The 14221-nt window shown below is 70.0% G+C and carries 8 protein-coding genes and 1 pseudogene; 6 read left to right on the top strand and 3 right to left on the bottom strand.

Translation table 11 applies throughout. The annotated features are described in order from the left end of the window. Positions 1-98: 98 nt before the first annotated feature. Positions 99-1220, bottom strand: a complete 1122-nt coding sequence (locus tag F0344_RS17505) for a LacI family DNA-binding transcriptional regulator (protein WP_185299675.1) — start codon at positions 1218-1220, stop codon at positions 99-101. A gap of 402 nt (positions 1221-1622) precedes the next feature. Between F0344_RS17505 and hisC the strand changes: the two genes are divergently transcribed. From hisC to F0344_RS17480, 5 genes are all read left to right on the top strand, one after another. Continuing rightward, positions 1623-2702, top strand: coding sequence for a histidinol-phosphate transaminase (gene hisC, locus F0344_RS17500; RefSeq protein WP_185299674.1), 1080 nt, complete (start codon positions 1623-1625; stop codon positions 2700-2702). Positions 2703-2969: 267 nt separating this feature from the next. Next, complete coding sequence (locus F0344_RS17495; protein WP_185299673.1) at positions 2970-4481, top strand: cytochrome ubiquinol oxidase subunit I; 1512 nt, start codon at positions 2970-2972, stop codon at positions 4479-4481. A gap of 18 nt (positions 4482-4499) precedes the next feature. Beyond that, on the top strand, positions 4500-5504 hold the full coding sequence (gene cydB / locus F0344_RS17490) for a cytochrome d ubiquinol oxidase subunit II (protein ID WP_185299672.1): 1005 nt from the start codon (positions 4500-4502) through the stop codon (positions 5502-5504). A 39-nt stretch (positions 5505-5543) separates the two neighbouring features. Beyond that, on the top strand, positions 5544-9050 hold the full coding sequence (cydD, locus tag F0344_RS17485; RefSeq protein ID WP_185299671.1) for a thiol reductant ABC exporter subunit CydD: 3507 nt from the start codon (positions 5544-5546) through the stop codon (positions 9048-9050). A gap of 74 nt (positions 9051-9124) precedes the next feature. Next, positions 9125-10837: a sensor histidine kinase gene (locus F0344_RS17480; protein WP_185299670.1), complete on the top strand. Its 1713-nt coding sequence runs from the start codon at positions 9125-9127 to the stop codon at positions 10835-10837. 41 nt (positions 10838-10878) lie between these two features. Here the strand turns inward: F0344_RS17480 and F0344_RS17475 are convergent, their stop codons facing one another. Further along, positions 10879-11724: an HAD hydrolase family protein gene (locus F0344_RS17475; RefSeq protein ID WP_185299669.1), complete on the bottom strand. Its 846-nt coding sequence runs from the start codon at positions 11722-11724 to the stop codon at positions 10879-10881. Positions 11725-11844: 120 nt separating this feature from the next. Then, positions 11845-12528 (bottom strand): annotated as a pseudogene (locus tag F0344_RS17470) (LLM class flavin-dependent oxidoreductase); the annotation flags it as partial. Between the two features lie 29 nt (positions 12529-12557). Between F0344_RS17470 and F0344_RS17465 the strand changes: the two are divergent. Beyond that, a complete protein-coding gene (locus F0344_RS17465; RefSeq protein ID WP_185299668.1) occupies positions 12558-13991 on the top strand; it encodes a recombinase family protein in 1434 nt (477 codons plus the stop codon). Positions 13992-14221 lie beyond the last annotated feature (230 nt).

The following is a 14221-nucleotide window of genomic DNA, read 5'->3' as shown; positions in this document are numbered from 1 at the left end:
CCCATCATAGGAATGCGGATCGTGCTGTGTGACGCACCAGGGGTGGTGAATCCGCCCGCACCTACGGTTCACCGGTCGATTGGTCCGGATTGTTGCGATCAATCCCCGGCCGGGGAGCGTGGTGCGCTGACCGTGGTGCGTGGCGGGCGGCGCTGTGACGAGGTCCGGACGATGAGCTCGGTCGGTATCACCTGTTCGAGGGGACCGTCGTGTTCGACGCCCTCGATGGCGTCGATGAGGAGCTGGACCACTGCCGTGCCGATTCTGCGTGGCTTCAGGGAGAGCGTGGTGATGGGCGGTTCGGTGCTCGCGTACACGGTGGACTCGCTGCAGCAGACCAGCAGCAGGTCCTCGGGGACGCGCAGACCGTACCGGCGGGCGGCCGCCAGCAGATCCGTCCCGTTGGGGTCGAAGAGCCCGTACACGGCGTCGGGCCGGTCCGGGCGGGCCAGGAGGCGGTCGGCCGCCACCGCGCCCGCACAGGGGTCGTGGGCGGGGTAGGACTCGTACACCGGGTCCTGTCCCACGCGCTCGCACCAGTGGAGGTAGGCAGTGGTCGAAAGCCGGGTGTACGTGTCGGTGGTGGTGCCGGTCAGCAGGCCGATGCGGCGGGCTCCGGCGGCGGCGAGATGGTCGAGGAGGTCGAGGACGGCGGCCCGGTGGTCGTTGTCCACCCAGGCGGTGACCGGGAGTGACCCGGCCGGGCGGCCGTCCGAGACGACCGGGACGCCTTGGCGCACGAGTTCGGTGACGACCGGGTCCTGGTCGGAGGGGTCGATGACGACGGTGCCGTCCAGCGCGACGTTCGACCAGACGTCGACGGTGCTGTGGCGGGAGGTGGCGGGAAGGATGACGAGGGCGTAACCGCGGGCGAGCGCCGCGGACGTCGCGGCTCTGGCCATCTCGGCGAAGTACGCGAATTCGGTGAAGGTGAAAGGTTCATCCCCGTACGTGGTCACGGTCAGGCCGATCAGCCCCGACTTGCCCGTACGGAGGGTTCGGGCCGCGGCGGACGGGCGGTAGCCCAGACGCTCGGCGACCTCGCGGACATGGCGGCGGGTGGCGTCCGGGAGCCTGCCCTTGCCGTTGAGCGCGTCGGAGACGGTCGTGATGGAGACCCCGGCCGCGGCGGCTACATCCCGGATGCCCGCCCGTCCTTGCCGGCCGTTGCGCCGGGGCGTCTCTGTCCGGCTCACCTGGTGCTTCCCTGCTGCTGTCATGGCGAGCCGATAGTAGGGCTCGGGCGGGTGGTTGGGCCGGTCGCATATTCACCCGTCAACAGTCACGTTTCTGCATGATCATTTAGCGTTAAATGCCTTGGAAATCAAGGGAGTTGACGGGTCTACTGCCAGTGTGTCATGTGTCGAAGTGGATGGGCCTGCCGAATGATCGATGTCTCGAAGAGGTCTCAACTCACCTCTTCGAGGGATGCGCGCCACGGAGTGAGCCACCGGCGCGCGACAGAAAGTGAAACGCTCCCCCTCGCCGGGCCGGCGGGCGGGGACCATTCCGTGTACTTCCCGGCACAGGGGACGAATCCCGGCTCCCGGCATTCGCAGCGGCGCCCAATCCTCATAAGGTGAGCAGTATTGATGTGCACGGACGGTCGAGGAGGACCTGCGGTGAGCGAAACGAGCCCTAAGCTGCGCGCCGAGCTGGACGGTGTGCCCGCCTATGTGCCGGGCAAGGCGGCGGCGGCCGGCGGGCCGGTCGCCTTCAAGCTGTCCTCCAACGAGAACCCGTTCCCGCCGCTGCCGGGTGTGATGGAGTCCGCGCTCGCCGCCGCCGCGAACTTCAACCGCTACCCGGACATGGCCTGTACCGGTCTGATGAACGAACTGGCGGACCGGTTCGGTGTGCCTGTCTCGCACCTGGCCACCGGTACGGGATCGGTCGGGGTGGCTCAGCAGCTGCTCCAGGCCACGTCCGGCCCGGGGGACGAGGTCATCTACGCGTGGCGCTCCTTCGAGGCGTACCCGATCATCACGCAGGTCAGCGGCGCGACCTCGGTGAAGGTGCCGCTGACCGACGGTGATGTGCACGATCTGGACGCGATGGCGGACGCGATCACCGACCGGACGCGCATGATCTTCGTCTGCAACCCGAACAACCCGACGGGCACGGTGGTCCGCAGGGCCGAGCTCGAACGGTTCCTGGACCGGGTCCCGAGCGATGTGCTGGTGGTGCTCGACGAGGCGTACAAGGAGTTCATCCGGGACGTCGAGGTGCCCGACGGCATCGAGATCTACCGGGAGCGGCCCAATGTCGCGGTACTGCGCACCTTCTCCAAGGCGTACGGCCTGGCCGGTCTGCGGGTCGGGTTCGCGGTGGCCCACGAGCCCGTCGCCGCCGCCCTGCGCAAGACGGCCGTCCCCTTCGGGGTCAGCCAGCTCGCCCAGGACGCGGCCGTGGCCTCGCTGCGTGCCGAGGACGAGCTGATGGGCCGGGTCGGCACGCTCGTCTGCGAGCGCACCCGTGTGTACGAGGAGCTGCTGCGGCAGGGCTGGACGGTTCCGGAGTCCCAGGCGAACTTCGTCTGGCTGCGGCTCGGGGAACGTACGGTCGATTTTGCGGCGGCGTGCGCGCGGGCCGGGGTGATGGTCCGGCCGTTCGCGGGCGAGGGAGTACGGGTCACGATCGGGGAGGCCGAGGCCAATGACGTGTTCCTCAAGGTGACGGAGTCGTACCGCAACGCGTGGTGAGCGGTGGGCGCGGCCGCTGAGGCTTCGCCCGGTGTGTGCCGGTGGCCCCGGACCTCGACTGCCGGGGTCCGGGGCCACCGTGCTGTGCGGGGTCCGGGTGTCCGGAATGGCTGGAAGGGGCCCCGATCGAACGTCCCGAAAGTGTGTGCGCAATAATGCTTGTGAATGTGAACGCGTTCACAAGCGTGTCCCGGTTCCTCCCTTGATCAGCGGGGCAACAGGGGGCAAAGCGCCCGGTGAACACGGCCCCGAAAGGAGAACGACGACGTGGACCTAGCTCTGGCGCCGGAAACCCTGGCGCGATGGCAATTCGGCATTACGACCGTCTACCACTTCCTGTTCGTCCCTCTGACGATCTCCCTCGCCGCGCTCACGGCCGGCCTGCAGACCGCCTGGGTGCGGACGAGCAACGAGAAGTACCTCAGAGCCACGAAGTTCTGGGGGAAGCTCTTCCTGATCAACATCGCCATGGGTGTCGTCACCGGCATCGTCCAGGAATTCCAGTTCGGCATGAACTGGTCGGACTACTCCCGCTTCGTCGGCGACATCTTCGGTGCCCCGCTCGCCTTCGAGGCGCTGATCGCGTTCTTCTTCGAGTCCACCTTCATCGGACTGTGGATCTTCGGCTGGGACAAGCTGCCGAAGAAGATCCACCTCGCCTGCATGTGGATGGTCTCGCTCGGCACCGTCCTCTCCGCGTACTTCATCCTGGCGGCCAACTCCTGGATGCAGCACCCGGTGGGCTACCGCATCAACGAGGCACGCGGCCGCGCGGAGCTCACCGACTTCTGGGCGGTACTCACGCAGAACACCGCGCTCACCCAGTTCTTCCACACCATCACGGCCGCCTTCCTCGTCGGCGGCGCGTTCATGGTCGGCATCGCGGCCTTCCACCTGGCCCGCAAGAAGCACATCCCCGTCATGCGGACGTCCCTGCGGCTCGGGCTCGTCACCGTCGTGATCGCCGGTCTGCTCACCGCTGTCAGCGGGGACCGGCTGGGCAAGGTGATGTTCAAGCAGCAGCCGATGAAGATGGCCGCCGCCGAGGCGCTCTGGGACGGACAGAACGGCGCGCCCTTCTCGATCTTCGCGTACGGGGACGTCAGCAAGGGCCACAACTCCGTGGAGATCTCGATTCCCGGAGTGCTGTCCTTCCTCGCCGACGACACCTTCGACTCGTACGTGCCCGGCATCAACGACATCAACAAGGCCGAGCAGGAGAAGTACGGCCCCGGCGACTACCGGCCCAACATCCCGGTGGCCTTCTGGAGCTTCCGCTGGATGATCGGCTTCGGCATGGCGTCCTTCGGTCTGGGGCTGCTCGGACTGTGGCTGACCCGGAGGAAGTTCCTGCTGCCTGAAGCGATGAGGACCAGTGAGGACGAGGTGCCGCGTCTGGTCCTGTTCCGGAACAAGGCGCTGAGCCCCAAACTCACCAAGCTCTACTGGCTCGTCGCCCTGTGGACGCTGCTCTTCCCGCTGATCGCCAACTCCTGGGGCTGGATCTTCACCGAGATGGGGCGCCAGCCCTGGGTCGTGTACGGCGTGCTCAGGACCCGCGACGCGGTCTCCCCCGGCACCTCGCCGGGCGAGGTGATCGCCTCGATGACCCTCTTCACCCTGCTCTACGCGGTGCTCGCCGTGATCGAGGTCAAGCTGCTCGTGAAGTACATCAAGGCCGGACCGCCGGAACTCACCGAGGCCGACCTCAACCCGCCCACCACGATCGGCGGTCACGACGACCGGGACGCCGACCGCCCCATGGCGTTCTCCTACTGAGAGCCGAGGAGCTGAGAGATGGAACTCCACGACGTCTGGTTCGTCCTCATCGCCGTCCTCTGGATCGGCTACTTCTTCCTGGAGGGATTCGACTTCGGTATCGGCGTCCTCACCAAGGTGCTGGCCCGCGACCGCAAGGAACGCCGGGTACTGATCAACACGATCGGCCCCGTCTGGGACGGCAACGAGGTCTGGCTGCTCACCGCGGGCGGCGCGACGTTCGCCGCCTTCCCGGAGTGGTACGCCACGCTCTTCTCCGGGTTCTATCTGCCGCTGCTGGTCATTCTCCTGTGCCTGATCGTGCGCGGAGTCGCCTTCGAGTACCGGTCGAAGCGGCCTGAGGACACGTGGCAGACCAACTGGGAGCACGCGATCTTCTGGACCTCGCTGATCCCGGCCGTGCTCTGGGGCGTGGCCTTCGGCAACATCGTGCGCGGCGTGAAGATCGATGCCGACATGGAGTACGTCGGCAGTCTCGGGGACCTGCTCAACCCGTACGCCCTCCTGGGCGGGCTGGTCACGCTCTTCCTCTTCACGTTCCACGGCACGGTGTTCGCCGGTCTCAAGACGGTCGGGGACATCCGGGAGCGGGCCCGCAGGCTCGCGCTCAAGCTGGGGCCGGTCACCGCAGTCCTCGCGCTCGTCTTCCTCACCTGGACCCAGCTGGACAACGGTGACGGCTGGAGCCTGCTGGCCATGATCGTCGCGGCCGTGGCGCTGGTCGCCGCGATCGTCGCGGTCGCGGTGGGGCGCGAGGGCTGGTCGTTCGCCCTCTCGGGCCTGACCATCGTCGCCGCGGTCGCCATGCTGTTCCTGACGCTCTTCCCGAACGTCATGCCGTCCTCGCTGAACGAGGCCTGGAACCTCACGGTCACCAACGCCTCGTCCACTCCGTACACCCTGACGATCATGACCTGGTGCGCGGGCATCGCCACTCCTCTCGTCCTGCTCTACCAGAGCTGGACCTACTGGGTGTTCCGCAAGCGCATCGGTACCCAGCACATCGCCGATGCGCCTCACTGACCGCACCGGCCGCAGCGAGCTCTCTGGGGGCTGTTTCACGTGAAACCGATCGACCCGCGTCTGCTCCGGTACGCCCGGGCCACCCGCCTCTTCCTGGCTGCCGTGGTGGCACTCGGGCTCGTCGGGGCGGCGCTGGTGGTCGCCCAGGCGATGCTCATCGCCGAAGTGGTGGTGGGCGGGTTCGAGGAGGGGCTGTCCCTCTCCGGGCTCCGCACCCCCCTGCTGCTGCTCGCCGCTGTCGCGGTGGGCCGGGCCGTGGTGGCCTGGCTCACCGAACTGGCCGCGTACCGGGCCGGTGCGGCGGTCAAGTCCGAGCTGCGCGGCCGGCTCATGCAGCGGGCCGGGCAGCTCGGCCCCGACTGGCTGAGCGGTCAGCGCACCGGCTCCCTGGTGGCGCTCGCCACCCGGGGCGTGGACGCGCTGGACGACTACTTCGCGCGCTATCTGCCGCAGCTGGGGCTCGCGGTGGTCGTTCCGCTCGCGGTCCTGGCGAGGATCGTCACGGAGGACTGGGTCTCCGCCGCGATCATCGTGGTCACGCTGCCCCTCATCCCGCTCTTCATGATTCTGATCGGCTGGGCCACCCAGTCCCGGATGGACCGACAGTGGAGGCTGCTCTCCCGGCTCTCGGGTCACTTCCTCGACGTGGTCGCCGGCCTGCCGACGCTGAAGGTCTTCGGGCGCGCCAAGGCGCAGGCCGAGTCGATCCGCGGCATCACCTCGGAGTACCGGCAGGCCACCCTGCGGACCCTGCGGATCGCGTTTCTCTCGTCGTTCGCCCTGGAACTCCTGGCGACCCTGTCGGTGGCCCTCGTCGCCGTGACCATCGGTATGCGGCTCGTCCACGGCGAACTGGACCTCTACACCGGTCTGGTGATCCTCATCCTGGCGCCGGAGGCGTATCTGCCCATCCGGCAGGTCGGGGCGCAGTACCACGCGGCCGCCGAAGGGCTCTCGGCCGCGGAGGAGATCTTCGCGGTGCTGGAGACCGAACCCCGGGCAGCCGGCACGCGGGACGTCCCCGCGATGACCAGGCTGGAGCTCGACGGGGTGACAGTCCGCCACGCGGGCCGCAGCGAACCGTCACTGGACGGCGCGTCCCTGGTGGTGGAGCCGGGGGAGACCGTCGCCCTCGTCGGAGCCAGCGGAGTCGGCAAGTCCACGCTCCTTCAGGTGGTGCTGGGCTTCTCGGCACCCGACGAGGGACACGTACGGGTCGGCGGGACCGATCTGGCCGAGCTCTCCCCGGAACGCTGGCGCGAACGGATCGCCTGGGTGCCTCAGCGCCCGCATCTCTTCGCCGGCACGATCGCCGAGAACGTTCGCCTGGCCCGTCCGGACGCGGACGACGCGGCGGTGGCGGCGGCGCTGCGTGACGCGGGAGCGGCCGGCTTCGTCGCGGACCTCCCGCAGGGAGCGCTGACACAGCTCGGCGAGGACGGCGCCGGGCTCTCGGCGGGGCAGCGGCAGCGCCTCGCCCTGGCCCGCGCGTTCCTCGCCGACCGGCCCCTTCTCCTGCTCGACGAGCCGACCGCGAGCCTCGACGGGGAGACGGAGGCCGGGATCGTCGAGGCGGTAGGGCGGCTGGCGGCGGGCCGGACGGTGCTCCTCGTCGTACACCGTCCGGCGCTGCTGTCGGTCGCCGACCGGGTGGTGACGCTGGAGCGGCGGGACGCCCGGACCGGCGCGGCGGTGGTCCAGGACGTGGAGACCGGGCGCCCGCCTGTGCCGCGGCCCGGCGAACCCTCTCTGACCGAGGTGTCCGAGGAGGTGTCCGACGGCGTGCTCAAGGACACCGCCCCCGGGGCGGGGCACGTCCTGTCCCGGGTCAGGGAGGCCGCCGGTGCGCAGCACAGGAAACTGGGTCTGGCCCTGCTGCTCGGCAGCCTCGCCGTGGGCTCGGCCGTCGGGCTGATGGCCGTGTCGGGGTGGCTGATCTCGCGCGCGTCGGAACAGCCGCCGGTGCTCTACCTGATGGTCGCCGTCACCGCGACCCGCGCCTTCGGCATCGGCCGCGCGGTCTTCCGGTACGCCGAGCGCCTCGTCTCGCACGACGCGGTGCTCAGGATGCTCGCGGAGCTGAGGGTCGCCGTGTACCGGGGGCTGGAGCGGATCGCTCCGGCCGGTCTGCGTACGACGCGGCGCGGTGACCTGTTGTCACGTCTCGTGGCCGATGTGGACGCGCTGCAGGACTACTGGCTGCGCTGGCTGCTGCCCGTCGGTACCGCGGTCGTCGTGGGCACGGCGGCCGTCGGATTCACCGGCTGGCTGCTCCCGGAGGCGGGTGCCGTTCTCGCCGTCGGTCTGCTGCTGGCCGGGGTGGGCGTGCCGCTGGTCAGCGGTGCGTGTGCCCGGCGCGTGGAGCGTCAACTGGCGCCCGCGCGGGCCACGCTGGCCACCAGGGTCACCGATCTGCTCACCGGGACGGCCGAGCTGACGGTCGCCGGTGCGCTTCCCGCCCGTGGGCGGCAGGTGCGCGAGGCGGATGCCGACCTCACCCGTATCGCCTCCCGCGCGGCGACCGCGACCGCGCTCGGCGGCGGGCTCTCCGCCTTGGTCTGCGGCCTCACGGTGGTCGGCGCGGCACTCGTCGCGCTTCCGGCGGTGTACGACGGGCGGCTGGCGGGCGTGGCGCTCGCGGTGGTGGTGCTGACGCCGCTGGCCGCCTTCGAGGCGGTGACGGGGCTGCCGCTCGCCGTGCAGTACCGAGGGCGTGTGAAGCGGAGCGCGGAGCGTGTGTACGAGGTCCTGGACGCCCCGGTGCCGGTACGGGAGCCCGTCACACCCGCCGCCGCGCCCGGTTCGCCGTTCCCGCTGGAGGTACGGGGACTGTCCGCCCGGTACGCGGGAGCGTCGCGGGACGCCCTCGAGTCCGTCGATCTGACGCTCGTCCCCGGCAGGCGCATCGCCGTGGTCGGTGCCTCGGGCTCGGGCAAGTCGACGCTCGCCCAGGTCCTGCTCCGCTTCCTGGACGCGCGGGCCGGGACGTACCGGATCGGCGGTGTCGAGGCGGAAGCACTGGACGGCGACACCGTCCGTACGTACGTGGGGCTGTGTGCCCAGGACGCCCATGTCTTCGACAGCTCCGTACGTGAGAACCTGCGCCTCGCCCGTACCGGAGCGACGGACGGCGAGCTGCGGGACGCTCTCGCGCGGGCCCGCCTGCTGGACTGGGCCGATGCCCTGCCCGACGGGCTCGACACCCTGGTGGGTGAACACGGCGCCCGGCTCTCCGGCGGCCAGCGGCAGCGGCTCGCGCTCGCCCGCGCGCTCCTCGCCGACTTCCCCGTACTCGTCCTGGACGAGCCGGCGGAGCACCTCGATCTGGCGACGGCCGACGCGCTGACGGCGGACCTGCTGGCGGCCACCGAAGGCCGTACGACCGTCCTGATCACGCACCGCCTGGAGGGACTCGACGCCGTGGACGAGGTGCTCGTGCTGGACGCGGGCCGCGTGGTGCAGCGCGGTGCGTACGCCGATCTCACGGGGGTGGACGGGCCCTTGCTCCGGATGCTGGAGCGCGAGCGGGAGAGCGTGCCCGTCTGACGGAGGGCGTCCGGGCGGGCCGGCACGGACCCACCCGACTTTCCATGGCAAATAGGACTAATTAGGCTCACTGTATGGCAGAGCCGGACCCGAAGGACCCACTCGAAGCCGCGACCCGGGCCACGCGCAGCCTGCAGGATCTTTCCACCGAACTCACCGCCCGCGTCCCGCAGCTGCTGGAGGCCATGCGCTCGGTCGGTACGGGCCTGGAACTGCACTCCACCCTGGACCGCATCTGCGAGACGGCTGCCGAACTCGCCGGTGCCCGCTATGCGGCCATCGGTGTCGTCGACGCCACCGGAGAGGGGCTGTCCGACTTCGTCACCTACGGCGTACCGGCGGACGTGGCCCGGGAGATCGGACACCGGCCCGACGGACACAAGGGCCTCCTGTGGGCGCTGATCCACGACTCCGTACCGCTCAGGCCGGCCGACCTGACCGCCGACCCCCGGTCCGCCGGATTTCCGCCGGGCCACCCACCGATGCGTACGTTCCTCGGGGTGCCGATCCGCGTCCAGGGCGAGATCTTCGGCAATCTCTACCTGGCGGGGAAGCACGGTGGGACGGAGTTCAGCGACTACGACCTGCACATGGTCCGGGTGCTCGCCACCGAGGCCGGGATCGCCATCGGCAACGCCCGGCTGTACGAGGCGGCGCGGCAGCGCGAGCGGTGGATCGACGGATCGGTGGCCGTCACGACCGCGCTCCTGTCCGGCGGTCACGCCGACGACGCGCTGTCGGTCGTCGCGGAACAGGCCCGTCGACTCGCCGACGCGGCGGCGGGGATGGTGCTGCTGCCGACGGCGGAGGGCGGGCTGGAGATCGTCGCGGTCGACGCCGAGGACCCGTCCGACTCGCTGGGCGTCATCATTCCGGCGGAGAGCACCGTCGTGGCCGCACTCCTCGACGGCCAGGCCGTCTTCGTGGAGGACTCGGCCTCCGACGCGCGCATGACCACCGGACTGGCCGGCCGGTTCGGCCCGAGCATGCTGCTGCCCCTGCACAGCGGCGGCCGGGTCCTCGGTGCGCTCGCTACGCCGCGCGGCCCGGGGGCACGCCCCTTCACGGAGTCCGAGAGGACACTCGCCACTCAGTTCGCCTCGCAGGCCGCACTCGCGCTGATGATGGCCGAGGCGCAGCGCGACCGTGAACGGCTCGCGGTGTACGAGGACCGGGACCGGATCGCCCGTGACCTCCACGACCTCGTCATCCAAAGGCTGTTCGCCACCGGAATGATGCTGGAGAGCGCTCAGCGCGGGTCCGTCGTACCCGAGGTGCGAACCGGAGTCGGACGGGCCGTCGACGAGCTGGACGTGACGATCCAGGAGATCAGGACGGCCATCTTCGCACTACAGCAGGAACCGGCCGAGGTGCCTTCGGGACTGCGTACGCGCGTCCTGCGGGAGATCAACATGGCCGCGGTGCCGTTGGGCTTCAAGCCGTCGCACCACTTCGTCGGCGCGGTCGATTCACTCGTGGGCGAACGCACGGGGAAGAACCTCATCGCGGCCCTGCGCGAGGCACTGTCCAACGCGTTCCGCCATGCCGGTGCCTCCCTGATCGACGTGGTCGTCGACGCGACCGTCACGCTGCCGGACGGGCGCGAAGGGGTACGCCTCTCGGTCGCGGACGACGGGGTGGGCATTCCGGAGGGCGGGCGGCGCAGTGGTCTGCGCAACCTGGCCCGCCGGGCGGAGTCGCTGGGCGGCACGAGCTGGTTCGGCCCCGGGATCGGAGAGGACGGGGGTGGGGGCGGGGCGACGGTGGTGTGGGAGGCGCCTCTGTGAGGACGGCCCGCAGGGAAGTCGGCCCAGCGAGGTGAGGCTGGTCAGCGGAGGGCCAGAATCCGTTCGATGACGACGGCCACGCCGTCCTCGTTGTTCGTGAGCGTCCGGCCGGAAGCGGCGTCCAGCGCGTCGGGATGGGCGTTGCCCATCGCGAACGAGGCGCCCGCCCATCCCAGCATCTCCACGTCGTTGGGCATGTCGCCGAAGGCGACGACCTCGGCCTGGCTGATGCCCCGATCGGCGCAGCAGAGCGCGAGCGTGCTGGCCTTGGAGACATCCGACCCGCTGATCTCCAGGAGCGCCGTGGGGCTGGACCGGGTGATGGAGGCCAGCACACCGGCGGCGCCTCGGGCCAGCGCGAGGAACGCGTCGGGGGCCAGTTCGGCATGGTGGGCCAGAAGCTTGAGCACCGGGGCGCCGGAGCCCGGCGAGTCCGCCCGGAGCAACTTCTCGGCGGTGGCGACGGTGGCACCGGGGTCCAGGTGGAACGGCGGGTAGGCCGGTTCGTAGTGGATGCCGGTGGTGAACTCGACGGCGAAGGAGGTGCCCGGGGCCACCTCGCGCAGCGTGCGGACCGCCGCGAGGGCGGCATCCCGCTCCAGCGGCCGGACCACGAGCGGCGTGCCGTCGGCCCGCAGATCGACGACGGCGGCCCCGTTGGCGCAGATCGCCATGCCGTGACCGTGGACGTGGTCGCTGACGACGCTCATCCACCGAGCGGGACGGCCCGTGACGAAGAAGACCTCGATCCCTGCCTCCTCGGCCGCCGCGAGGGCTGCGACCGTGCGGTCCGACAGGGTCTTGTCGTCGCGCAGCAGGGTGCCGTCCAGGTCGGTGGCGATCAGCCGGGTTACGGCAGGCAGAGGCGAGTCGATAGCTGAGGTCACGGCGACATTCTCCCGTACGGGAGCGCACGGGTGTGCACAGGGGCGCCCATGTGAGAGGCACACGCCGCTGAGCAGCGGGACATGTCAGTGGCATGTGCCCCGGGACAGGGAACCGGCAGTTCAGCGGAGCTGCGCCAGCCCTTCGGTGGCGATGCGCTCGAAGACCTTCTCGTCGGCGGCGAAGTCCGAGCCGGGAACCGGCCAGTGGATCACGATCTCGGTGAACCCCAGCCCGAAGTGCGTGCCCGCGAAGTCCACGAACGCGTCGAAGGAGTCCAGTGGGCGGTCCGGGGTGAAGCCGGTGAGGAGGACCTTGTCCAGGTCGTCGGTGTCCCGGCCGACCGCGGCGCCTGCCGCCCGGAGCCCGTCGAGTTGCCGACGCATGGCGTCGACGGACTGTTCCGGCGTCCCCGCCTCGAACAGTTTCGGGTCACCGGTGGTCACCCACCCCTGGCCGTACCGTGCGGCGAGCCTCTGCCCGCGCGGGCCGGTGGCGGCGACCGCGAAGGGAAGCCGGGGGCGCTGCACGCAGCCGGGGATGTTCCGGGCCTCGTCGGCCGTGTAGAACTCGCCCTCGTACGAGACCGACGGCTCACGCAGCAGCTGGTCGAGGAGCGGCACGAACTCGTCGAAGTGGTCGGCTCGTTCGCGCGGCGTCCATGGAGCCTCGTCGGACCGGCGCAGCGTCGTGGAGTCGAAGCCGTTGCCGCCCGCGCCGATGCCGAGGGTGAAGCGCCCGCCGGAGACGTCGTCGAGCGTGATGAGGTCCTTGGCGAGCGTCACCGGGTGCCGGAAGTTCGGCGAGCCCAAGCCTTGCTCATACCATCGGTGTCATGCCCCGTGCCAAGCACCCAGAGCCGACCATCACCCCAGGTGAACCGGCCGCCCTGTACTGCCGAATATCCCAGGCCGACGATGACGACCAGACCGGCGTCGACCGACAGGAGCGTATCTGCCGCGAGATCGCCGAGCGGCGCGGCCTGGTCATCGACCCCGCCCACGTCTTCGTCGACAACAGCCGCTCCGCCTGGCGCCGCAACCGCAAGCGCCCCGGCTGGGACCAGCTCCTCGAACGCGCCCGGCGCCGCGAGTTCCGGCACGTCATCGCGTATCACCCCGACCGGCTCATGCGGCAGCCACGTGACCTGGAGGAGCTCCTCCAGGTCTCCGACGAGCACGCGATCGTCCTGCACGGCGAGGCGAACCGCCGGAACCTCTCCGACCCCGACGACCGCTTCATTCTCCGCATCGAGGTCGCCCACGCCTGCCGTTCGTCGGACGACACCTCACGGCGGCTGAAATCCGCGCTGGCCGAGCGGGCCGAGACGGGCATGCCCCACTCGGGCAAGCGGCGGTTCGGGTACGAGCCCGACGGCATGACCATCAGGGAAGAAGAGGCGGAGGTCGTTCGCGAGGTCTTCGATCGCTACCTCAAGGGCCAGAGTCCGGTCGCCATCGCCCTCGTCCTCCACAAGCGCGGCATCAAGACGGTGTACGGCAAGGAGTGGACCCAAGGCACCGTCCGAGCCCTGCTCGATTCCCGCCACGTCGCCGGCATCCGCATGCACCAGGGCGAGGAGGTCGGCCCTGGAAAGTGGCCTGCCGTCATCGACGCCGGCACCTGGGCCGAGGCACGTACCCGTCGCGAATACCGGTCCGCGATCCACCAGACCAACCTGGAACTGCGCCGCTTCTACCTGCTGCGCGGACTGGTCATGTGCAAGCGCTGCGGCACCCTCATGTCCGGCACCAAGGTCGGCGCCGTGCCCTCGTACCTGTGCACGCGCAAGAGCCGTAACGACGAGAAGAAGTGCGTCCGCCGTATCGCCGCCGTGAAGCTGGAGGAGTTCGTCACCGAGGCCGCTATCGACCTGCTGGGACGGCTCGCCGTCTCCGGAAAGCTTGCTTCGGCCACACCACCGAACTCCCTGACAGGGGCGGTGGAGGCGGACCAGGAGCAGCTCGCCGAACTCAATCAGATGTGGACAGCCAAGGAGATCTCCACGGCGGAGTACCGGGTGATGCGCAAGGAGATCACCGACCGGATCGCCAAGGCACAGCGGCGGATGGTCATACGTCCGGTGAAGCTGCTGAGCGGGCTGACAGGACCAGGGGCCCGAGCTGCCTGGGAGGCCGACGAGATGACGGACGAGCGGCGCAACGCGGTACTGCGCTTCCTGTTCTCCGGGGTGATCATCGACGCGTCGAGCAAGCCGAGCGGAGTCTTCGACTGGGGCCGCATCGACGTCGAGCAGAACCAGCTCTGAGGCCGGGGACGGGGCCGGGCGGGGGCGCATTATGCACGAGAACGCCGGTTAGCCCAACCGGCGATTCTCCAGAAACTGAGGGCGTCACGTGCGGACGACCTGCCAGTCGTCCGTGAGCGCGGCACGCGCGGCCCCCAGGCGTTGGAGCGTCTGGAGCAGCGCGATGCAACCGACCGCCCGACGACCTCATGCGGTGCGAGGACTGCCATTCCCGCACCGCCCGCAAGGAG

The organism is Streptomyces finlayi, assembly GCF_014216315.1.
Taxonomy (GTDB): Bacteria; Actinomycetota; Actinomycetes; order Streptomycetales; family Streptomycetaceae; genus Streptomyces; species Streptomyces finlayi_A.
Note: the sequence above shows the minus strand (reverse complement) of the source record. Positions and strands in the feature narration are given on the sequence as shown.